This window comes from Halocynthiibacter sp. SDUM655004, from assembly GCF_026015885.1.
Taxonomy (GTDB): domain Bacteria; phylum Pseudomonadota; class Alphaproteobacteria; order Rhodobacterales; family Rhodobacteraceae; genus Falsihalocynthiibacter; species Falsihalocynthiibacter halioticoli.
In genome coordinates, this window is sequence record NZ_JAPDUG010000001.1 from 703,909 (window position 1) to 725,697 (window position 21,789).

Genomic DNA, 21,789 nt, shown 5'->3' on the forward strand with positions numbered 1-21,789 from the left:
CGTTAGGAGTCTGAAATGGTTGAACTCGTATTACCGAAAAATTCTAAAATTAAAGTAGGGAAAACGTGGCCAAAGCCCGAGGGCGCGACGAATGTGCGCAAGTTCCAGATTTATCGCTGGAATCCTGATGATGGCAAAAACCCCCAGATCGACACCTACTTCGTCGACATGGACACCTGTGGTCCAATGATTTTGGATGCGCTGATCAAGATCAAGAACGAGATTGATCCAACGTTGACTTTCCGCCGGTCCTGCCGTGAAGGGATTTGTGGCTCCTGCGCGATGAATGTAGGCGGTGTGAACACGCTGGCCTGTATCTATGGCATGGACGAGGTGAAGGGTGACGTTAAGATTTATCCGCTGCCGCATATGGAAGTGGTGAAGGATCTGATCCCTGACCTCACCCATTTCTACGCGCAGCACGCATCGATCATGCCGTGGCTCGAAACCAAGACAAACCGCCCTGCGAAAGAGTGGAAACAGTCTATTGAGGACCGCAAAAAGCTTGATGGCCTCTATGAGTGTGTGATGTGCGCGAGCTGCTCCACATCTTGCCCAAGCTATTGGTGGAACAGCGATAAGTATCTCGGCCCTGCGGCGCTTCTTCATGCGTATCGCTGGATTATCGACAGCCGCGATGAAGCAACCGGCGAGCGTCTGGACGATCTTGAAGATCCATTCAAGCTCTACCGTTGCCACACGATCATGAACTGCGCCAAGACCTGTCCGAAGGGTCTGAACCCCGCAGAGGCGATCAGCCACATTAAGAAAATGATGGTCGAGCGCGCAGTCTAAGGCACGCACATTTTAACGGAAAAGCCCCGCCATTTGGTTGGGGCTTTTTTGTTGGGGGCGTGTCAGTCAACGCAGATGCGTTCAAGCCGCCCTTTGCGTTTGACGATATTTTTGTAATCCCATTGAACCAACGGCGCTTCCGCCAGCCATGCTCGCAATAGGTCATGGTCGATCTCCTGCGCATCAGTAAAGCGCGCTTCTGCTGCTTTGAACTTTCCCTCAGGTGCAAGGCCACGCGCCTCGAAGGATTGTCCGCTCCAAAACAACAGCCGCACGCAATGTTTGAGCTTGCTGTAGCCGACGATCGGGTTACCTTCCAGAAACCAGACCGGATGGGCATGCCATATTTTGCTTTCGGCAAGTGGGAGAGCCGCGTCGATTTCGGCGCGAAGCGCATCGCAAATCTTCTTATCTTCTGGAGATTGTGCGGCGTGATAATCGGAGATCGTCCTATGGGTCATGCGCCCAAAATAGCAGATGAATGCGCCGATTCAAAAAACATCACCACTCTGATTTGCTTTTTGCGTCACAACACCCTAGATGAATCAGCATGGGCATGCGCACGGCGCGGCCACGACATCCAATGTGTTTTTTGGCATATGAGGGCGGAATTATGGGTAAGAATACGCGAAAATTTGCGCTTTTCTAGGACGGGGATTGCCGCCTGAATCCGACGTTGCTCGTTGTATTTCAACGAGTTACGAGCCTCTCTCTCATGCTGATGAAAAAACTTTGAAGTCGCGCAGCAAAAAACTGTTGATTTTGAAAACGATTCATCACAAATACCGCTTCTAGACGCCAACGCACGCGCCTCTGTCCCAAGGGTTTCATCCCCCATGGTTACGTAGCGACGGTAACGTCTCTGAATGGAAGTGAGCGGTCATATATGGCCGGGTCTGTTGGAGATGACCATGAACGCATACGTAACCGAGTTTTCGGTCCCTGAATCCTTTTCGCCTGTTCACCGAGCAGAGCAGTATATCCGTAACACCCGTTTTGACCGCCCCACGCTCGTGGTGGACCTAGAGCAGGTTGCCGCCCAGTATGATGCGCTCAAAGCTGGCCTTGGACGGGCCGCCATGCACTATGCGGTAAAGGCAAACCCAGCTCCGGAGATCATTGCGAAACTGGCGGAAATGGGGTCGAACTTCGATGCGGCCTCCCGTGCGGAAATCGAGTTGTGCCTGTCGCAAGGCGCGCCTGCGGAGCGGATTTCCTTTGGTAACACCATCAAGCGCGTGTCCGACATTGCATTTGCGTATCAAGTTGGCGTGCGTCTCTTTGCGGTCGATGCCGAAGAAGAGATGCACAAGATCGCCGAAAACGCACCGGGGGCGGATGTATTCGTTCGCGTGATCGTTGAGAATTGCGATGCGGATTGGCCGCTCACCCGCAAGTTCGGTTGCGCGCGCGATAAGGTGCTGCACCTGCTGGAACTTGCTGGTTCGCTTGGTCTGAACGCAAAGGGGCTGTCGTTTCATGTTGGATCGCAAACGCGCCAAGCTGCGATGTGGGAAAACACGCTCGATCAGGTTGCTGCGATTTGGCAAGACGCAAAAGAGGCAGGGTTTGATCTGTCTCTGCTTAACATCGGTGGCGGCTTCCCTGCGTTCTACGGCGACGAGATCCAAGGGCCGACTGATTATGCACGCGCCGTGATGGCGCAGGTTCAAGCGCGGTTTGGTGATGTTCCTGAGCTTATCGCAGAGCCTGGTCGTGGGCTTGTTGCCGAAGCGGGGATGATCGCTGCCGAAGTTGTATTGGTCTCGCGGAAGTCTGAAAATGATCTGAGCCGCTGGGTTTACCTTGATATCGGCAAGTTCTCTGGCTTGGCCGAAACCATGGACGAGTGTATCCGCTATCAGTTCCTGACTGATCGCGACTACGAAGACACCGGCCCTTGCATCCTCGCTGGTCCAAGCTGTGACAGTGCCGATGTGCTTTATGAAAAGCGCCCTGTGCACCTGCCACTTGGCCTTAAATCGGGTGACCGGATTATCATCCCGTCCTGTGGGGCCTATACCTCAACCTATGCTTCCGTCGGGTTTAACGGCTTTCCGCCGCTCGATGTGGTTGTGCTACCGTAAATCGGGCAGTAGAGGCAAAAAGAAAAGCGGCGAAGGGCAACCTTCGCCGCTTTCGTTTTAAGAGGTAATTGGTTTACGCAAACGCCGCTTCGAGCGCGATTTCAACCATATCACCAAAGCTCTTCTCGCGGTCCTCGCTTGGCAGGGCTTCCCCTGTCAGCAGGTGGTCACTCACCGTAAGAACAGCAAGCGCGCGGCGGCCATAACGGGCGGCGAGATTATAAAGCTCGGCGGCTTCCATCTCGACGCCAAGAATCCCGTGACGCTGCATTTGCTCGTTCAAGTCCGGGCGTTCGTCATAGAACACGTCGCTTGAGTATATCCCACCAACATGGGTTGGGGTGCCTTTGGCTTCGGCCGCATCCGCAGCCGCTTTGAGCAAGCCATAGTCGGCGCACGGCGCGAAGTTGAGTTCCTTGAAAATCCCGCGCGAAGGGGTTGAGAGGGTGGAGGCGGTCATTGCGATGATCACATCACGCACCCCCACAGATTTCTGCATCCCGCCGCAAGAGCCAATACGGATCAGCGTTTGGGCGTTGTATTCGGAGATCAATTCATTCGCATAGATCGACAGGCTGGGCATCCCCATACCAGAGCCGTGTATTGTAACGCGGTTGCCTTTCCATGTACCGGTAAAGCCGAGCATTCCGCGCACCTCGTTCACGAGTTTTACATCGGACAGAAAGGTTTCGGCCGCCCATTTCGCGCGATAGGGATCGCCGGGCAGGAGGACAGTTTCGGCAATATCGCCGGGTTTTGCGCCAATATGGACAGTCATTGCGGGCCTCGCGTTTTTTGATCGGATGGACAATCACTGCACAAACCGAGGCCGAGTTGCAAGCGTTACTCCGCGGCGGCGCGGGCCGGATCAACGAGGGTCACGATGTCATGCATGATGCGATTGAGCTCGAAATCCTTGGGCGTGTAAATCCGAGCGACCCCCTTGTTGATAAGACGAGTTGCATCCTCGGCGGGGATAATGCCGCCTGCGATGATCGGGATATGCCCAAGCCCCGCGACATGCATCCGCTCAAGCAATTCCTCAATCAGCGGCACGTGGCTTCCCGACAGAATCGAAAGCCCAACAACATGCGGGTTCTCACGTTTTGCCGCGGCAACGATCTCTTCTGGCGTGAGGCGAATACCTTCGTAGCTAATATCCATGCCGCAATCGCGCGCGCGTGTGGCAATTTGCTCAGCCCCGTTTGAGTGGCCATCAAGACCGGGTTTGCCGACAAGCAGCTTCATCCGGCGGCCAAGATTCTGGCTCGCCACATCAACAGCAAGGCGAATGTCCTCCAGCCCCTCCGTCTGGTTTGACGGTGTTTTGCGCACACCGGTTGGCGCGCGATACTGGCCGAATACAGCGCGCACAACATCGCCCCATTCTCCCGTCGTTACTCCCGCTTTGGCACAGGCAATCGAGGCGGGCATGATGTTTTCTCCACTTTGAGCAGCGGCGCGCAGAGCGGCAAGCGCATTGGAAACCGCATTGGTATCACGGCTTTCACGGAAGGCATTGAGCCGCGCGATCTGGTCTTCTTCGGCGCCTGCGTCAGCTTCCATGATCGCACGGTCGCCGGTTGTGAGTGGGCTGTCGGCAGTTTCCGTCCAGCGGTTCACGCCAACAACGGTTGTTTCGCCTGTCTCGATCTTGGCTAAGCGTCTTGCGTTGCTTTCGACGAGCCGCGCTTTCATATATTCAATCGCCGCAATCGCGCCGCCCATGTCTTCGATCTGTGCAAGTTCTGCGCGCGCGCCGTCTTTGAGCGCTTCGACTTTGCGGGTTACGGCAGGGTTCTCGTCAAATAGGTCATCGAATTCCAGCAGGTCGGTTTCATAGGCCAGAATTTGCTGCATCCTAAGCGACCACTGCTGATCAAAGGGGCGGGGCAAGCCAAGCGCTTCGTTCCACGCCGGAAGTTGTACCGCGCGGGCGCGCGCATTTTTGCTTAGGGTTACGGCCAGCATTTCAAGAAGGATGCGGTATACGTTGTTCTCTGGCTGTTGTTCGGTCAGGCCAAGGCTGTTGACCTGAACACCATAACGGAAGCGGCGGTATTTCTCCTCCGTGATGCCGTAACGCTCGCGGGTAATCTCATCCCAAAGCTCAACAAAAGCGCGCATTTTGCACATCTCTGTAACGAAGCGAATGCCCGCGTTTACGAAGAAACTGATGCGGCCAACCATCTGAGGGAAATGCTCTGCTGGTGTTTTCTTGCGTAAGTCATCCAATACGGCAATTGCCGTGGCGAGGGCGAAGGCAAGCTCCTCCTCCGGCGTCGCGCCCGCTTCCTGAAGGTGGTAGGAGCACACATTCGTGGGGTTCCATTTCGGCAAATGCGTGCGCGTATAGGCGGCCACATCAGTAAGCATCCGCAGGCTCGGCTCCGGCGGGCAAACATAGGTACCGCGGCTTAGATATTCCTTGATGATATCGTTCTGCACGGTCCCTTTGAGTTGGGAAACATCCGCGCCTTGCTCTTCGGCGGTGGCAATATACAACGCCAGTAACCAAGGGGCCGTCGCGTTGATGGTCATCGAAGTGTTCATCTGCTCCAGCGGAATATCACGAAACAGAGCGCGCATATCACCGATGTGGTTGATCGGAACGCCGACTTTGCCAACCTCACCCCGCGCGAGCGCATGGTCGCTGTCATATCCTGTCTGGGTCGGCAGATCGAACGCAACCGAGAGTCCGGTCTGACCTTTGGCGAGGTTTTCACGATAAAGCGCATTAGACGCTTTGGCCGTGGAATGGCCTGCATAAGTGCGAAACAGCCATGGGCGGATCTGGTCTGGATTTGACATCTCGGAGTCGCCTTGCAATTAAATTTCTAGATGGGTCATATTCGCGTAATAAAATATCTCTGTCAATCGCTGCATTGCGGCATTAGCGGGTTTACTCCGAGGCAAGGGGCTGAAACCTTGGGCTGATGTTTCAAACCGTTGAAATTCCTGTCTGGGTAATCGTTATTGTCGCGCTATTGGCGGCGGTTGCGGCATTGGAACGGATCCTTGTACCGTCTGTACGATGGTTTTTTCGCCGCCGGATGGAGCGCGTTGTGGCGCGGCTCAACACACGGCTGGAGCGGCCGATCGAACCATTCAAGCTCGCGCGGCGCCATGACACAATCCAGCGGTTGATTTATTCCCCGCAGGTCTCCGAAGCGATTAACGAATATGCCGCAAGCGAAGGTGTTCCGGAAAACGTCGCGTTCGAGAATGCACAGCGTTACGCCAAAGAGATTGTGCCCTCATTTTCGGCAACAGCCTATTTCGGATTTGCGATCCGATTGGCACGGGTGATCTCGCGTTCGATCTACCGGATCAGGATCGGTTATTTCGACGAAGAGGCGCTCTCGAAAATTTCTCCTGAAGCAACGGTTGTGTTCGTGATGAACCACCGTTCCAACATGGATTATGTGCTTGTCACCTATCTCGCGGCAAAGCGTGCGGCTCTCTCATATGCCGTCGGCGAATGGGCAAGAGTCTGGCCGCTCCAAGGGCTGATCCGCTCTATGGGGGCTTATTTTATTAGGCGAAAGTCTTACAACGCGCTCTATCGCGGGGTGTTGGCGCGTTATGTTCAGATGGCCACCGAGGCGGGCGTAGCGCAAGCAGTATTCCCGGAAGGGCGGCTTTCGTTAACGGGCGGCGTCGGCGACGCGAAGCTTGGCATTTTGAGCTATGTGATCTCTGGCTACCACCCGCTGCGCGATCGGGATGTGGTTTTCGTTCCTGTGGCGCTTAACTATGACCGCGTTCTTGAAGATCGGGTACTCCGCGAGGCAGCGCATGGCGGGCGCAGCAAATTCAAATTCTCAGTTTGGCGAAGCTTTGGGTTCATGTTCCGACAGCTTCGTTTCATGCTTACCGGACGTTTCCACAGATTTGGATATGCAGCTGTGAGCTTTGGCGAGCCACTGTCCCTGCGGGCGTTTTCGCAAAGCCAGACTGGGAACCTCCCACCGCTTGTCGCCGAAGAGTTGATGACGCGCGTGCGGGCTGTTGTTCCGGCGGTTCCCGTTCCGATGGTTGCAACGATCTTTGAACAAGCAGAGCGCCCGCTTACGCACGATGATGTTGTCGAGCGATATGTGAAAATGCTCGATCTGCTGCGCTCAAACGGTGTTCATGTGCATGTGCCGCGCGATAACCCTGCTTATGGCGCGGAAGTTGGGCTACGGATGTTGAAGCTGCGCCGCTTCGTGTTGGAACAGGATGATGGCTTTGTAATTAGCCCAAAATCAGCTGAATTCGTTACATATTACGCTGAATCCATTGCGCATTTCTTTGAGGCGCCGGAGGTGTCGCCCTGATTATTCTGCAGCCGCTCGGTTATTAAATTACAAAAATTAATCAAAATGGGTTGCTTTGTTGCTCGCTCGATCTTACCACATAGGTAGGAGCGCTGATTCTGCGGCGCAGAAAACGAGGAGGAGCCCATGGCACTGGATCAAGACAACATTCGCGCGAATTATGATGCGCCGGTCAAAGATCTCTATGAGGTCGGCGAAATGCCACCGCTGGGCCACGTGCCAAAACAGATGTACGCGTGGGCCATTCGCCGCGAGCGGCACGGAGAGCCGGATCAATCCTTTCAGCTTGAAGTTGTGGATACGCCTGAAATCGGGAGTAACGATGTTCTTGTTCTCGTGATGGCGGCGGGCGTGAATTACAACGGTATCTGGGCGGGGCTTGGAATACCGATCAGCCCGTTTGATGTTCACAAAGCCGACTATCATATAGCCGGGTCTGATGCTTCGGGCATTGTTTGGGCCGTTGGCGATAGAGTTACGCGTTGGAAAGTTGGCGATGAGGTTGTGATCCATTGCAATCAGGATGATGGCGATGATGAGGAGTGCAATGGTGGTGATCCGATGTTTTCACCGAGCCAGCGTATCTGGGGCTACGAAACGCCTGACGGGAGTTTTGCTCAGTTTACCGGTGTGCAAGCGCAACAACTGATGCCGCGGCCAAAGCATCTCACTTGGGAGGAGAGTGCTTGTTATACTCTGACCTTGGCCACCGCATACCGAATGTTGTTTGGACACCATCCCCATGAGCTAAAGCCCGGCCAGAACGTGCTTGTTTGGGGTGCCTCAGGTGGCTTGGGGAGCTATGCGATCCAGTTGATCAATACCGCGGGGGCCAATGCAATCGGCGTGATTTCCGATGAGGATAAGCGGGATTTTGTACTCGGCCTTGGCGCTAAGGGCGTAATTAATCGCAAAGATTTCAAGTGTTGGGGGCAATTGCCTACGGTGAACAGCCCTGAATATAAGGAGTGGTTCGCCGAAGCGCGGAAGTTTGGCAAGGCGATCTGGGATATCACCGGTAAAGGCGTGAATGTTGACATGGTGTTTGAGCATCCGGGCGAAGCGACATTCCCAATTTCAACATTCGTTTGCAAAAAAGGCGGCATGGTTGTGATTTGCGCCGGTACCAGCGGATTTAACCTGACCATGGACGCGCGTTATGTCTGGATGAACCAGAAGCGCATTCAGGGAAGCCACTTTGCGCATCTGCAACAGGCGTCGGCTGCGAACCGTTTGATGATCGAGCGCCGTCTTGATCCGTGTATGAGCGAAGTTTTCGGTTGGGACGACATTCCACAGGCCCATGTGAAGATGCGTAAAAACGAGCACCAGCCCGGCAATATGGCGGTTCTGGTGCAGTCACCACGCGCCGGTTTGCGGACATTCGAAGATGCGCTGGAGGAGAGCATCGATCCCCGGCTTTCCTAACGTGCCCGTGACGGGAAGCCCTGAAAGGTCGCCAAAAATGGCGGCCTTTTTTGTGTAAAACAAGGTAAAACCACGAAAAAGCTAGACGAATAGCGCTAAAATTTGCCAGACTAAAATTCTCGCACTGGTTGTGTGGGGCAATCGTGTCGATCGTGGGGGATCTGAAATGACACATGACTGGGTTTTGTGCGTGCTGAATGACTTAAAGACATTCGCCGAGCGCAACAGGCTGCCTATTCTTGCGGAGAATTTGGAAGAAACGAAATTACATGCTGCGTTGGAACTGTCGCAGATTTCTGCCGTGGGGGCGGAGATCAAGGACAGCTATGATGCTCGCAAGCGGGTGGTAAAAGAAATGCGAGACCACTAGGCGCTTGCTCGCGCTTTCGGCTTCGCTCTTGTGATAATGTTGCTGGTCCTTACAAAAGGGCCGCTATATGGTCGCGTTATGAACGTACCCGCAGTTACTTTTTCGGATGATCAGGCCGAAGCTTACGATGCCGTCACCGAGCTTTTGCGCGGGGCAGGTGTTGATCTTGATGAAGCAATGATCACGCCGCTAAGTGGCGGAAAGCAAAAGGTTCTTGCGGTAATCGGCAAGGCCGGTTCAGGAAAAACCCTGCTTCTGGCGCAGCTGTATAAGGCGCTAGAGGACGCGGGCGTAGAGGTCGTTTCCGGCGACTATGAAAGCAAGAGCCGCAAAACCCGCCGTACCCTCGCAATTCTCGCGCCAACCAACAAAGCCGCGAGTGTTTTGCGTAACCGCGGCGTGCCGGCCACCACGATCCACCGCATTCTGTATACGCCGGTTTACGATCCGGAATACGAGAAGATTGCGCAATGGTTGGCGGGTGATTCAGAGAGGCCCGAAATCGAAGGGCTGACCGACGAAGCGCTTGATCGGGCTTATGCGTTTTACCAGATTCACAAGTCCATTCCAGGTGCGCTTGCGGCTGCGGGGCTGCGTGGCTCGGATTTCATTACCGGATGGAGCCGTCGGGATGATGAGCTGGATATCGGCTTTATTGATGAGTCCTCGATGCTTGATGACAAGCAGTTCGAAGATTTGAAAGAGATTTTTCCAACGCTGGTCTTGTTTGGCGATCCTGCGCAGTTGGCACCCGTGGGTCAATCTGGAACGATGGTTTTCGACAAGCTGAAAGAGCCGCAAGTCAAGACGCTTTCGCGCGTGCACCGCCAAACACAGGATAATCCGATCCTTGATTTGGCACATGCTTTGGGTGATCCGGAGCTGACGTTCGAGGGGTTCGAGCGCATGGTCGAGGAGGCCGCGCGCAAGGATGATCGCGTTGTTATGGCTCAACGGGTCGAAAGCGATTTGATGGCGCGTTCGCCGGTTTTGGTTTGGCGGAACGCAACGCGTGTACGGCTTATTCAGGCATTTAGAGGGGCCTTTGGTGCGCCAGCGGATGCGTTATTGCCAGGTGAGCCGCTGATTTGCGACGGGATTGAGTTGCCGGTCAAACACCGTAAGAAACGGATTGATCTTGAGGCGCGCGGGCTGATCAAGGGCGCGCAGGTTGTGTATCTTGGTCCGGGAAAGAAGCCGGGGTTTTCACGACTGCATGTAATTGGCGCGGAAGACCCGCAAGTGAGTGCGGCTTCGATTGTGAAGATCGAATTCCCAGACGAGGAAGAGCCGTTTATCCCCTATGCCGCGCGCATGGGGGCGGCGTTTTTGCACGGCGCGGCGGTTACGATTCACAAGGCGCAGGGATCGCAGTGGGAGCAGGTGCAGGTCTTTGCGCCGGATTTGTATGCAGCAGCGCGCATGGGGCGGATCGAGGCAGGGCATCCCCTGTGGAAACGGCTTGCCTATGTGGCGATTACGCGGGCTGAGAAGCGGCTGCATTGGGTTGTGCGCAACCGTCTTGCGCGGCCATCTGGCCCGCTGGTGACGGATGATTTGCGGGCGACGCCAGCGCCGCTTTCGCTCACGCTAGAGAATGAGGAGAACCAAGCATGAAGTCTATTATCATAACCGGTGCGAGCGGTGGCTTGGGCGCGGCAACGGCACGGCTGTTCCTAGAAAAGGGATGGCGCGTTGGCCTTTTGGCGCGCAACAAAGACAAGCTAGAAGCGCTTGCGGACGGACATGAACGGGCCGTTGTATTGCCATGTGATGTTACCGATGAAGGCTCCATTGAGCGGGCTTTCGCGGCGTTTGACAGGCCACTTGATGCTCTTTTCAACAACGCGGGTACGTTTGGAAAGCAGGCTTTGATTGACGAGATCACGGTGGCCGAGTGGCGCCATACCGTGGACGTGAATTTGACGGGGATGTTCCTCGCTGCGCGCGCTGCTTTCACGCGGATGCGTACGCAAGATCCGACAGGTGGAAGAATTATCAACAACGGCTCGATTTCGGCGCATACACCAAGACCACAAACCGTTGGCTATACAGCTACGAAACATGCGGTAACTGGCTTGACGAAAACGCTGGCGCTCGACGGGCGTCCGTTTCAGATCGCTTGTGGGCAAATTGACATCGGAAACGCAGCAAGTGCCATGACCGAGTCCATGTCGGCAGGCGTACCGCAGGCTGATGGGAGTATCGCGCCAGAGCCAGTGATGAGTTCGGATCACGTAGCCGAAGCTGTATTGCATATGGCCGAACTGCCGTTGTCGGCCAACATACTCAACATGACCGTGATGGCCACGAATATGCCATTTGTCGGGCGGGGATAACGCGGTTTAGGAGTTGAGATACCGGCGGAAGAACGCACTCGCGCCCCAGCCCGCAACAATCGCGATAAACAGCGACAGGATGCCGTAAACCAGCGGCATTTCATGGGCGAGATTAAAGAGCCAGCGTTCAAGTCCGACCTTGCTCACGTCTAATTCGGTTACATATTCACCCACAACGCTGCCCCCACGTACCAAGAGAAAACGGGCGTTATAGTCCCCCTCGGTTAGGTTGGCGGGGAGGGCGATCGAGGTGCGAAACAACGTGTCCTCGGATAGCTCAACACCGTTCTCAAGCGTTTGGTAGAGGCCCTTGTCTTCGCGGATACGGATGAGTGCTTCGGTAAAGTTCTCAGAATCCGTAATTGTTGCGGGTGCACCGACTGAGCGGATTACATTCTCAATGCTCACTTTGTGGCGCAGGTCTTCTGTGTTGGTGAGAATGTCGTCTAACGGGCGGGTCGAAGCGACGGCATAGAAACTTGGAGCGGCGTCAACTTCGACCGCGTCAGTGTTGACCCAAATGCCGACACGCTTGTCCTTGCGGCGCACCATAACCGGCGACATCGGACCAGAAACCGTGATGATCACGTCGAGCGGATCACCTTCAGGCGGAGGGGCAATGCGTTTGACAGCGCCGAAAATCAGAATCTCGGAACCGTCGAAATTCGCAGTGATCGCAACACGATTTTGCGAAAGTCCGGCAACAACCTCTTCGCCCTTCGCGGCAAGCGTAGACAACAGCAGGAGGGGGAGGAGCAGAAGAAAGCGCATCAGTGACCTCCACCCGTGCCAAGCGAATATAGCTCGCTGGGTTGCAACAGAAGATCAAGCGCCAGCTTGCCACAGACCGCAAGCACAAGAACCGCGAGAAGAATGCGCAGTTGCTCGGCCTTGAGTTTCAGGCCGATGCGCGTTCCGATCTGCGCGCCAATTACACCACCGATAAGCAGTAGAACCGCCAGCGCCATATCAACTGTTTGGTTGGTCGTCGCGTGAAGCAGTGTTGTGAATGCGGTAACGAAAATGATCTGGAAAAGCGATGTGCCCACAACAACCTTGGTCGGCATACCGAGAATATAGATCATCGCAGGAACCATGATGAACCCGCCACCAACGCCCATGATCGCCGCCAGAATACCAACCAGTACACCAACCATAATGGGGGGAATGACACTGATATAAAGGCCCGAAGTGCGGAACTTCATCTTGAACGGCAGGTTGTGAACCCAATTGTGTTTGCGCCGCTTCGGTACTGCACCAGGCTTCTTTGAGCGCATCAGCGCGCGCAGGCTTTCGATAAACATCAGCCCGCCGATTATCCCGAGGAAGACGACATACGAAAGCGTAACAAGCAGATCGACCTGCCCGATCTCTTTGAGCGCATTAAAGAGCTGAACGCCGAGCGCAGCGCCAATTAGGCCGCCGACAAGTAAGACGCCGCCCATCCTGAAATCGACCGTTCGTCTTTTGAAATGTGCCAGAACACCAGAGAAAGACGAAGCGACAATCTGGTTTGCCTCGGTTGCCACGGCCACTGCTGGAGGGATGCCGATGAAAAACAAAAGCGGCGTCATCAAGAAGCCGCCGCCAACACCAAACATACCCGATAAAATACCAACCAAACCGCCAAGCCCTAAGAGGAGGAAAGCGTTTACCGATACCTCGGCAATAGGAAGGTATATCTGCATGGGCGAGTCCTGTGATAATCACGGCCCTTATAAGCCGTGATTGACTGAAATTTGAAGCCCACAATCGAGAAAAGAGTCGATTATTGTTCTTTCACATAGGGCTGGCCACCTGCGCGTGGCGGAATTGCCTTGCCAACGAACCCTGCGAGGATGATGACCGTCAGGATATAGGGCAGCGCATCAATGAACTGCGACGCGACTTCGATACCCATAAAGCTCTTGTTTTCAAGATAGGGTGCAGCGGCAGACAGGAAGCCAAAGAGGAGGCATGTTCCCATTGCTTGCCACGGACGCCACTTGGCAAAGATAAGCGCGGCAAGCGCGATAAAGCCTCGACCCGCTGTCATATCCTTTACGAAGTTCGCGGCAAAATCGGCAAGATACGCCCCCGCAAGCCCGCAGAGCAGACCCGCAATCAGAATCGCGTAATAGCGCAACCGAACAACGGAAACCCCAGCTGTATCAACCGCTCCCGGATTTTCGCCCGCAGCCCGAAGGCGCAAACCAAAGCGTGTGCGGAACAAGACGGCCCACGTGACCGGAACGGCAAGCAGCGCGACGTAAACGAGGATCGTATGACCCGAGATGAGTTCGGAGTAGATCGGGCCTAAGATCGGTACATTTTGAAGCGTGTCCGCCAGCGGCAGGTTGATGTTCTGAAAACGCGCTTCGGGTGGAAGGCTTGGTGTACGTCCGCCAAGGCCGAACCACGCCGATGCGATCACAATCGAAAGACCCGCAGCGAGGAAGTTAATCGCAACGCCGGAGATCAACTGATCCCCGTGGTAGGTGATTGAGGCAACCCCGTGGATCAGCGATAGCGCGATTGAAGCAGCGGTTCCTGCAAGCAGACCGAGCCAGATCGATCCGGTCACATATGCTACGCCACCGGTTACGAAAGCCGCGCCGAGCATTTTGCCTTCGAGGCCGATATCTACAACGCCAGCGCGCTCAGAATAGAGGCCCGCAAGACAAGCCAGCAGAAGCGGAGTTGCGTAGCGCAGGGTACTGTCGAAAATGGCGATAAGCGTCATGAAATCCATGGCTCAGAGTCCCTTCGCTTTGTAACGCATAATGAACAGCTTCTCGACCGGACGGCGCACCATATTGTCGAGCGCACCAGTAAGCAGGATCACAAGAGCCTGAATTACGGTGACCATCTCGCGCGGAATCTGGTGCTCGAACTGAAGCTCGGCACCACCCTGCCACAGGAACCCAAAGAGGAGTGCGGCGAGGAAAATACCTATCGGATGGTTCCGCCCCATTAGCGCAACCGCAATTCCGATAAAGCCCGCGCCTTCAACCGCGTTGTGAATTAGACGCTCGGCCTCGCCCATCACATTGTTGATCGCCATCAGGCCAGCAAACGCACCGGAAATCAGCATCGTGATGATGATGATCTTTGCCGGATTGATACCTGCATAAACCGCCGCGGATTCAGACTCGCCAAATGCGCGGATGTTATAGCCAAGCCGCGTGCGCCAGACCAAAATCCAGAACACATAGAGGCAGAGAAGCGCCACAAGAAAGCTGAGGTTGGCTGGAGCGTGTTTGGAGAATTCAATTCCAAAGGGGGCCAGCATTTCATGGAACGTCGGCAGATGCGCGCCTTCGGGGAACTTTGCCGTCTCTGCAGCCATTTTGCCCGGCACCTTGAGAACGCCCGTCAGCAGGTACCCCATCAAAGAAGCCGCAATGAAGTTGAACATGATCGTGGTAATCACGATGTGGCTGCCGCGTTTGGCTTGGAGATACGCTGGAATAAAGGCCCACGCAGCGCCGAACAAGCCGCCAAACAGGATCGCTGCGGGAAGTGCGAGCGTCCAATGGGGCCATGGCACAGCCAGAAGGATCAGCGCAACGCCAAGACCGCCAAGCGCGGCTTGTCCTTCCCCGCCGATGTTGAACATCCGCGCGTGGCTCGCGATGCCCATGGCGAGGCCCGTGAAGATGAAGTTGGTTGTGTAATAGAGCGTGTAGCCCACGCCGCGGCTGCTTCCAAAAGATCCATCGATCATGGTGCCAAGCGCGGCCCACGGGTCTTTACCGATTGCCAGCAATACGAGGCCGGAAATGATAAACGCAATTAACAGGTTCAGGATCGGGATCAGGGCTACATCTGCCCAACGCGGCATCTTCTTCATGCGTCTGCTCCCTGTTTCATACCGGCCATGAGCATGCCCAGTTCACGTTCATCTGTTTCAGAAGACAGGCGCTCGCCCATGATCTGACCGTCAAACATAACCACGATGCGATCCGCCAGAGACAACACTTCTTCAAGTTCCACGCTCACCAAGAGGATTGCTTTCCCCTGATCGCGGAGTTCGACGATTTGTTGGTGAATAAATTCGATGGCGCCGATATCCACGCCGCGGGTCGGCTGTCCGATAAGGAGCAGCTCGGGATTCCGTTCGATCTCACGGGCCAGAACAATCTTTTGTTGGTTCCCGCCCGAGAAATTCGCCGCGTTGAGGCGGGGATTGGGCGGACGCACGTCGAAACGGTCCATTTTGGCTTGGGTCTCGTCCCAGATGGCTTTGTTATCCATCAAAATCTTGTTCTTGTTATATTTCGGGTCGTTCTGGTAGCCAAAAACCATGTTCTCCCACGCATGGAAGTTGAGGATAAGCCCCTCTTCGTGGCGATCCTCCGGCACATGCGCGATACCTTTCAAACGGCGCGATTGCGCGTCGGATTCCGCACCTGAAAGGTCAAGCTCCTCGCCGTGGAGCGAGACTTTCCCCGTCGCTTCCGCGTAACCGCCCAGTACCTCAAGCAATTCGGATTGTCCGTTGCCCGACACGCCAGCGATCCCAAGGATTTCACCTGCGCGGATGTTAAAGCCGATACCTTTGAGGCGCTCGACACCTTGCTCATCGACAACTCGGAGGTTTTCGACCTTGAGGATTTCTTTGCCGAGCTGGGCAGGTTTCTTATCAACGCGCAGCAGCACTTTGCGCCCGACCATGAGCTCCGCGAGGTGCTCGGGGCTGGTCTCTGATGTTTTGACTGTTGCGGTCATCTCGCCGCGGCGCATCACGCTCACCGTGTCGGTGATGTCCATGATTTCGCGCAGCTTGTGTGTAATGAGGATGATGGTTTTTCCAGCATCCCGTAGCCCCTCAAGAATACGGAAGAGGTGATCGGCCTCTGCCGGTGTCAAAACGCCGGTGGGCTCGTCCAGAATGAGGATATCGGCCTTGCGATAGAGCGCTTTCAGGATCTCGACACGCTGACGATGGCCCACAGATAGGTCTTCGATCAAGGCATCCGGATCAACGTTAAGCTCGTACTCTGCCGCAAGTTCCGTCAACAGCTTGCGCGCCTTCCGCAGGCTTGGCGTGAGGCGGAAGCCTTCTTCCGCGCCGAGGACTACATTCTCGAGGACCGTAAAATTTTCGACCAGTTTAAAGTGCTGGAACACCATACCAATGCCTGCGCTGATCGCGGCTTGGCTGTCGGGGATAAGCGTTTCCTTACCTCCGATAAAAATCTCGCCCGCATCGGCTTTGTAAAAGCCGTAGAGGATCGACATGAGCGTCGATTTACCGGCGCCGTTCTCACCGATAATCCCGTGTACCGTGCCTTTTTCGACGCGGATCGAGATATCCTTGTTAGCTTGAACCGGTCCGAACGCTTTGGAAATTCCACGCAATTCGATTGCCGGAGCGGGGGAGGCGAGGGCGGCAGTCTCCTGCCGCCCTGTTTCTGTTGCCGTAGCCATCCTGAATTACAGGGACGGGCAGGATTCGTCGGACATGTAGTCGTGGACTACGATGTCACCTGCGATGATTTTGGCTTTTGCTTCTTCAACAGCCGCTTTCATCTCGTCAGTAACGAGTGGAGCATTGCTGTCGTCAAATGCTGGGCCAACGCCTTCGTTTGCAAGGCCCATGGCTGCGAAACCAGGCTCAACGCCTTCTCCGGCTGTGAAGCTTTCGTAAACGGCGTTGTCTACGCGCTTAACCATGGATGTCAGAACCGAACCAGGCTGAAGGTGGTTTTGGTTGCTGTCCACACCAATCGCGAGGATGCCTTCGTCTTTAGCTGTTTGAAGCACGCCGAGGCCTGTGCCGCCAGCCGCTGCGAAGACAACATCAGAACCTTGGCTGATCTGGCCGCGTGTAAGTTCGCTGCCCTTCACTGGGTCGTTCCATGCTGACGGTGTTGTACCTGTCATGTTAACGATGACGTTGGCGTCAGGATTGGTGTCTTTAACACCTTGCGCATAACCACATGCGAATTTCGAGATGAGCGGGATATCCATACCACCAACAAAGGAAACTGTGCCGGATTCGCTGGCCATCGCAGCCATAACGCCCACAAGGTAAGAGCCTGTGTGCTCGTCAAACACGATGGAGCGCACGTTTGGAGCGTCTACAACCATGTCGATGATGACAAATTTTGTGTCAGGGAAATCGGCTGCAACGGTCTCAAGTGCGGATGCAAAAGAGAAGCCTGCCATGACGATTGGGTTGTTGCCGCCTTCGGCAAAACGGCGAAGAACCTGCTCGCGCTGAGCGTCAGCGGAGAGTTCGAATTCGTCGTAAGAGCCACCTGTCTCGCTGGCCCAACGCTCGGCGCCATTGTAGGCCGCTTCGTTGAAGGATTTGTCGAATTTACCGCCGAGATCAAAAACGATCGCAGGGTCGGCCAATACAGCGCCAGCCGAAAGGGCAAGCGTCGCTGTCGCGCCGAGAATGGTTTTCATGAGGGTCATAATACTCTCCCAGTTGTTGTTATAGGGCGTCATTCCATAAACGACGTTACCCTTTGTTCTGAGCAGATCACAAGAAGATCATCGGCAATTTAGGGGGGAGTCCAGCGATTTGGTCAATAGAATTTTTACCAACCGGTCATATTTTTCGACGGAATGCCGCAAAATAAGGGAAATTCAGGTGTTTAGCCGTTGCCAATCTGTTTGCGCATTATAAGGGCATCTAGGGAATTGCCGCCCTGAACCGCGTAGTAGTGGCGCCTTCTGCCGGATTCGATATAGCCGTTGGCGCGATAGAGCGCGATTGCCCCTAGGTTAGTTTCTGCGACCTCAAGAAATGATTCTGCGGCGCCAAGTTGTGCTGCGCGGCTTTCATATACGCATAGCAGGTCGTTGCCATATCCTCTCCGGCGCATATCAGGAGAAACGGCGAGGGTGAGCAATTCGGCTTCATCGGCGATCACCCGACCAAGCGCAAAACCGTGCTCATGGGGGGCGAGGAAACAGCCGCGTGTGGCAAGGAGTTCGTCAAACTCTTCCGCTCGCCACGGGCGCGGAACGGTAAAACAACGGGCATGTAGAGCGGCAAGACGGCCAGCATCCCAGTCTATGGCTGAAGGATCAGTCAAGAAGCACCGGAGGCGTATCTTTTGCGGGAGCCGCATCCGCCTTGCGCACATAAAACGGGGCAGGGCGCGTATCGGATGGTTGGCTTTCAAAGCGGCGTGCGGCAATGCGCGCGATCGCCTCGGCGATTTGGAATTTCGGCGCGGTAAAGCCAAGATGCTCCGCACCGATGACGGTTTGCTCTCCGGTAATGGCTTTCACATCGGTGACCAGTGGTTGGAGCACGTCGGAAGCGGTGCCGATTTCCTGTAGATAAACATGGTCGCGTCGGGCTTCGATTGCCGAAAACACCGGTTTTTTAAAGCCTTCGGTCTGTGCCTCGAGTGTCGTCACGCCAACCGCCGGAATGCCAAGTGCCAAAGCAAGCCCGCGCGCGGCAGAGACAGAAACGCGGATTCCGGTAAAGTTACCCGGACCGGTGCCGACGCCGATGGCCGCGAGATCGGCCCAACTTACGTCGTGGGCGGCAAGTAAATCTTCGAGGATGGGGAGCAGTGATTCCGCCTGTCCCTTTTTCATCGGAACGAGCGTTTCGCCCAAAACCTCATCGCCCGCAAGCAAAGCGGCCGCGCAATGCGCGGCCGATGTATCAAATCCCAGTACCAGCGGCTTAGGCGGCAACGGGGCGCACCTCCAGCACTTCTGGAATGTAGTGACGCAGCAGGTTTTCGATGCCCATTTTCAACGTCAGTGTCGAAGAGGGGCAACCCGCGCATGCGCCTTGCATATGCAGATATACGATGCCGCGATCAAAACCGTGGAAGGTAATGTCGCCACCGTCTTGCGCAACAGCTGGGCGCACACGTGTATCCAGAAGCTCTTTGATCTGGTCCACAATCTCGCCGTCTTCGCCGGTATGCTCGGCATGGCCGGTTGCGGGTGCGGCGTCATCGTTCAGGATCGGTGCACCGGATTGATAATGCTCCATAATCGCGCCAAGGATGGCTGGCTTGATATGGTCCCATTCGGTGGCATCACCTTTGGTTACGGTCACAAAATCAGTGCCGAGGAACACGCCAGTTACGCCGCCAACAGCGAAGATGCGCTGCGCAAGCGGAGATTTGGCCGCAGCTTCGCCCGAAGGGAAGTCTGCTGTTCCCGCTTCAAGAACAGTCTGGCCAGGCAGGAATTTGAGGGTCGCCGGGTTTGGCGTGGATTCGGTTTGGATAAACATGGTCGCCTCCGTTTGCGCTAGATATGCGCTTTGGGCGAGGAAGTGTCAAGGATTAGAACCATTCTAAACTGCAATCAAGTGATCGCCTCAAGCTGCTCCTTGGTCAGATCGCCGGGCACAATAGTGACAGGGATCGGGAGAGAGCCCGAAGTGTTTGAAAGCGCAGAAACAAGAGGGCCGGGGCCGTGTTTGCTGGTTCCTGCACCAAGGACAAGCACGCCAATTTCTGGGTTCTCCTTGATGTGCGCAAGGATTTCCTGAATCGCTTCACCTTCCCGAATGACAAGGCTCGGGTCAACATTCTGGCGGTCGCGCATCCACTTGGCGAATACTTCGTAGTGCACCTCAATCCGTTCACGCGCTTCAGCACGCATGATATCCGCAACGCCAATCCAGTGGTTGAACTCGTCTGGCGGAATAATCGATAGAATTTCAACGCCGCCCCCCGTGTGCGCCGCTCGCATGGCCGCGAACCGCATAGCGTTCAGGCATTCTCGGCTGTCGTCCAAAACGACAAGAAACTTGCGCATAGGTATCCTCCTTGTGCCGCGATAGTGGCGGCTTGGTGATTGCGACGCAATCCTTTATTTTTGCAAGACTTCTCTGGCGTTATCCGCGCTTGGGCAGGCTGCGTGCCCAGTCCCAGTACAGTTGCTTCAACCGTTTTGTAATCGGTCCTGTCTGGTACTGGGTGTCGTCAAATGCACTGACAGGGGTGATCTTGTTCATGTTGCCCGTGAGGAAGACCTCGTCAGCCTCGTGGAAATCATCCAATTGCAGCACAGTTTCCTGGACTTCGATACCGTCGGCTTGGGCATTCTTGATGTGGCGGGCGCGGGTAATACCAGAAAGGAAGGTGCCGTTCGCGATAGGTGTTTTAAGCACCCCGTCTTTGACCATGAACACATTGGCCGACGCTGTTTCGGCGACATTGCCGAGGGCATCACAGACGAGCGCATTGCCAAACCCTTTGGCTCGGGCTTCGGCGAGCATCCGCGCGTTGTTTGGATAGAGGCATCCTGCCTTGGCATTCACCACCGAGCTATCAAGCACAGGGCGGCGAAACCGCGTAGTTGTCAGGGTTGTGACAGCATTGTCAGGCGCCATCGGGATTTCTTCGAGGCAAATGGCAAAGCCGGTTGAATCCGAAGTGGGAACGATAGCAGATTGATCGCCGTTGATTGCCCAATACATCGGGCGGATATAGACCGCAGCCTCATCGTCGTATGTTGCAAGCCCATCCCAGATCAGCTCTTCCATTTCTTCGGCAGAAACAGTTGGCGTGATCATGAGCGCTTCGGCGCTAGCGTTCACGCGCTGACAGTGCAAATCAAGGTCCGGTGCCATACCTTTCCAGAACCGAGCACCGTCAAAAACCGTTGTGCCGAGCCAGCTTCCGTGGTCGGCCGCGTTCATGATCGGCAGGTCGCCTTTGTGCCAAGCACCATTGTGATAAGTGTGAATATTTTTCCCAACAGCCATGCGACTCTCCTTTTGACATGCAGAGCCTAAATAAGCGCACCAGAAAGGTCGAGTGAGAATGCGAAGCGCCTCTGGTGGGGAAACCAGAGGCGCTTGTAGGTCGCGGAGGCTAGCGGGACAGCAGGAATTGGAGCGCGCCTACGTGTCCTAAGATGCGCTGATTCTGAATCAGTTTCATGACATGGGTTTTCATGGTTGCGGGGCTGGCTCCCTCAACAGATCTTCGAGGTCGAGGCGGGTGTTCACCATGGCAATATTCCCGTCGGTGTCGCGGGGCCAATCGGCTTCGGGTTTATCCCAATAAAGCTCAACACCGTTCTTGTCTGGGTCGTCCAGATAAAGCGCTTCGCTCACCCCGTGATCGGCTGCCCCAGTTAGGGTATATCCGGCAGCATAAACGCGGCGCAGCGCATCGGCTAGGTCAGCGCGTGTCGGATAGAGGAATGCTGTGTGATAGAGGCCGGTGTGCCCTGGTGGAGGGGGCGTTGCACCAAGGCTTTCCCACGTGTTCAGCCCGATGTGATGGTGATATCCGCCCGCTGCGAGAAAGGCCGCGCCTGATCCATAACGCATCGTTATTTCGAACCCGAGAACGCCGGAATAAAAGCCGATCGCGCGTTCAAGGTCACTGACACGCAGATGAACGTGCCCAATGCGCGTTTGGGGGTGGATGGAGGTGGGCTCTTTTTGAGAGGACTGTGTCATAGCGTTTCCTTTTGCTTGGAAAGACTATACGCACAGTAAATTCGAACAAAACCCA

The 21,789-nt window shown here is 55.3% G+C and carries 22 protein-coding genes; 7 read left to right on the forward strand and 15 right to left on the reverse strand.

The window, feature by feature from the left end; genetic code table 11:
* The first annotated feature begins 15 nt into the window (after positions 1–15).
* Positions 16–795: a succinate dehydrogenase iron-sulfur subunit gene (locus tag N9C89_RS03470; RefSeq protein WP_263952445.1), complete on the forward strand. Its 780-nt coding sequence runs from the start codon at positions 16–18 to the stop codon at positions 793–795.
* 62 nt (positions 796–857) lie between these two features.
* Here the strand turns inward: N9C89_RS03470 and N9C89_RS03475 are convergent, their stop codons facing one another.
* On the reverse strand, positions 858–1,256 hold the full coding sequence (locus tag N9C89_RS03475; RefSeq protein WP_263952446.1) for a DUF1801 domain-containing protein: 399 nt from the start codon (positions 1,254–1,256) through the stop codon (positions 858–860).
* Positions 1,257–1,706: 450 nt separating this feature from the next.
* Between N9C89_RS03475 and N9C89_RS03480 the strand changes: the two genes are divergently transcribed.
* Positions 1,707–2,882: a type III PLP-dependent enzyme gene (locus tag N9C89_RS03480; protein WP_263952447.1), complete on the forward strand. Its 1,176-nt coding sequence runs from the start codon at positions 1,707–1,709 to the stop codon at positions 2,880–2,882.
* A gap of 73 nt (positions 2,883–2,955) precedes the next feature.
* Here N9C89_RS03480 and deoD read toward each other — a convergent pair whose 3' ends face one another.
* Both deoD and N9C89_RS03490 read right to left on the reverse strand, forming a co-directional pair.
* Positions 2,956–3,660: a purine-nucleoside phosphorylase gene (gene deoD / locus N9C89_RS03485; RefSeq protein ID WP_263952448.1), complete on the reverse strand. Its 705-nt coding sequence runs from the start codon at positions 3,658–3,660 to the stop codon at positions 2,956–2,958.
* A 65-nt stretch (positions 3,661–3,725) separates the two neighbouring features.
* Positions 3,726–5,693 carry a methylmalonyl-CoA mutase family protein gene (locus N9C89_RS03490; protein WP_263952449.1) on the reverse strand — a complete coding sequence of 656 codons (1,968 nt, stop codon included), beginning with the start codon at positions 5,691–5,693 and terminating at the stop codon, positions 3,726–3,728.
* 125 nt (positions 5,694–5,818) lie between these two features.
* Here N9C89_RS03490 and N9C89_RS03495 point away from each other — a divergent pair, with 125 nt between their 5' ends.
* The 5 genes from N9C89_RS03495 (at position 5,819) to N9C89_RS03515 (ending at position 11,341) form a co-directional block, all read left to right on the forward strand.
* Positions 5,819–7,204, forward strand: coding sequence for a 1-acyl-sn-glycerol-3-phosphate acyltransferase (locus tag N9C89_RS03495; protein ID WP_263952450.1), 1,386 nt, complete (start codon positions 5,819–5,821; stop codon positions 7,202–7,204).
* Between the two features lie 126 nt (positions 7,205–7,330).
* On the forward strand, positions 7,331–8,632 hold the full coding sequence (ccrA, locus tag N9C89_RS03500; RefSeq protein ID WP_263952451.1) for a crotonyl-CoA carboxylase/reductase: 1,302 nt from the start codon (positions 7,331–7,333) through the stop codon (positions 8,630–8,632).
* 166 nt (positions 8,633–8,798) lie between these two features.
* The gene (locus N9C89_RS03505; RefSeq protein ID WP_263952452.1) at positions 8,799–9,002 is read left to right on the forward strand and encodes a hypothetical protein; all 204 of its coding nucleotides are present in this window, start codon (positions 8,799–8,801) and stop codon (positions 9,000–9,002) included.
* A 78-nt stretch (positions 9,003–9,080) separates the two neighbouring features.
* On the forward strand, positions 9,081–10,619 hold the full coding sequence (locus N9C89_RS03510; RefSeq protein WP_263952453.1) for an ATP-dependent DNA helicase: 1,539 nt from the start codon (positions 9,081–9,083) through the stop codon (positions 10,617–10,619).
* Complete coding sequence (locus N9C89_RS03515) at positions 10,616–11,341, forward strand: SDR family oxidoreductase (protein WP_263952454.1); 726 nt, start codon at positions 10,616–10,618, stop codon at positions 11,339–11,341. Before N9C89_RS03510 ends, N9C89_RS03515 begins: the two co-directional genes overlap by 4 nt.
* A 6-nt stretch (positions 11,342–11,347) precedes the next feature.
* On the opposite strand, the gene N9C89_RS03520 is transcribed toward N9C89_RS03515, so the two are convergent.
* From N9C89_RS03520 to N9C89_RS03575, 12 genes are all read right to left on the reverse strand, one after another.
* Entirely contained in the window at positions 11,348–12,112 is a 765-nt protein-coding gene (locus N9C89_RS03520) for a TIGR02186 family protein (protein WP_263952455.1), read from the reverse strand.
* A complete protein-coding gene (locus N9C89_RS03525) occupies positions 12,112–13,029 on the reverse strand; it encodes a sulfite exporter TauE/SafE family protein (protein ID WP_263952456.1) in 918 nt (305 codons plus the stop codon). The genes N9C89_RS03520 and N9C89_RS03525 overlap by 1 nt, the downstream gene beginning before the upstream one ends.
* A gap of 80 nt (positions 13,030–13,109) precedes the next feature.
* Positions 13,110–14,072, reverse strand: a complete 963-nt coding sequence (locus N9C89_RS03530) for an ABC transporter permease (protein ID WP_263952457.1) — start codon at positions 14,070–14,072, stop codon at positions 13,110–13,112.
* Between the two features lie 3 nt (positions 14,073–14,075).
* Complete coding sequence (locus N9C89_RS03535; protein ID WP_263952458.1) at positions 14,076–15,173, reverse strand: ABC transporter permease; 1,098 nt, start codon at positions 15,171–15,173, stop codon at positions 14,076–14,078.
* Positions 15,170–16,753, reverse strand: coding sequence for an ABC transporter ATP-binding protein (locus N9C89_RS03540; RefSeq protein WP_263952459.1), 1,584 nt, complete (start codon positions 16,751–16,753; stop codon positions 15,170–15,172). The genes N9C89_RS03535 and N9C89_RS03540 overlap by 4 nt, the downstream gene beginning before the upstream one ends.
* Positions 16,754–16,759: 6 nt before the next feature.
* Positions 16,760–17,749: a BMP family lipoprotein gene (locus tag N9C89_RS03545; RefSeq protein ID WP_263952460.1), complete on the reverse strand. Its 990-nt coding sequence runs from the start codon at positions 17,747–17,749 to the stop codon at positions 16,760–16,762.
* 182 nt (positions 17,750–17,931) lie between these two features.
* The gene (locus N9C89_RS03550) at positions 17,932–18,375 is read right to left on the reverse strand and encodes a GNAT family N-acetyltransferase (RefSeq protein WP_263952461.1); all 444 of its coding nucleotides are present in this window, start codon (positions 18,373–18,375) and stop codon (positions 17,932–17,934) included.
* Positions 18,368–18,994, reverse strand: a complete 627-nt coding sequence (gene tsaB, locus N9C89_RS03555) for a tRNA (adenosine(37)-N6)-threonylcarbamoyltransferase complex dimerization subunit type 1 TsaB (protein WP_263952462.1) — start codon at positions 18,992–18,994, stop codon at positions 18,368–18,370. Before tsaB ends, N9C89_RS03550 begins: the two co-directional genes overlap by 8 nt.
* Positions 18,984–19,547, reverse strand: coding sequence for a NifU family protein (locus N9C89_RS03560; RefSeq protein WP_263952463.1), 564 nt, complete (start codon positions 19,545–19,547; stop codon positions 18,984–18,986). Before N9C89_RS03560 ends, tsaB begins: the two co-directional genes overlap by 11 nt.
* A gap of 74 nt (positions 19,548–19,621) precedes the next feature.
* Positions 19,622–20,077 (reverse strand): universal stress protein, encoded by a 456-nt coding sequence (locus tag N9C89_RS03565; RefSeq protein ID WP_263952464.1) that lies wholly within the window; start codon positions 20,075–20,077, stop codon positions 19,622–19,624.
* 79 nt (positions 20,078–20,156) lie between these two features.
* Positions 20,157–21,029, reverse strand: coding sequence for a branched-chain amino acid aminotransferase (locus N9C89_RS03570; RefSeq protein WP_263952465.1), 873 nt, complete (start codon positions 21,027–21,029; stop codon positions 20,157–20,159).
* A gap of 189 nt (positions 21,030–21,218) precedes the next feature.
* Positions 21,219–21,734 carry a VOC family protein gene (locus tag N9C89_RS03575; protein WP_263952466.1) on the reverse strand — a complete coding sequence of 172 codons (516 nt, stop codon included), beginning with the start codon at positions 21,732–21,734 and terminating at the stop codon, positions 21,219–21,221.
* Between the last annotated feature and the right edge of the window lie 55 nt (positions 21,735–21,789).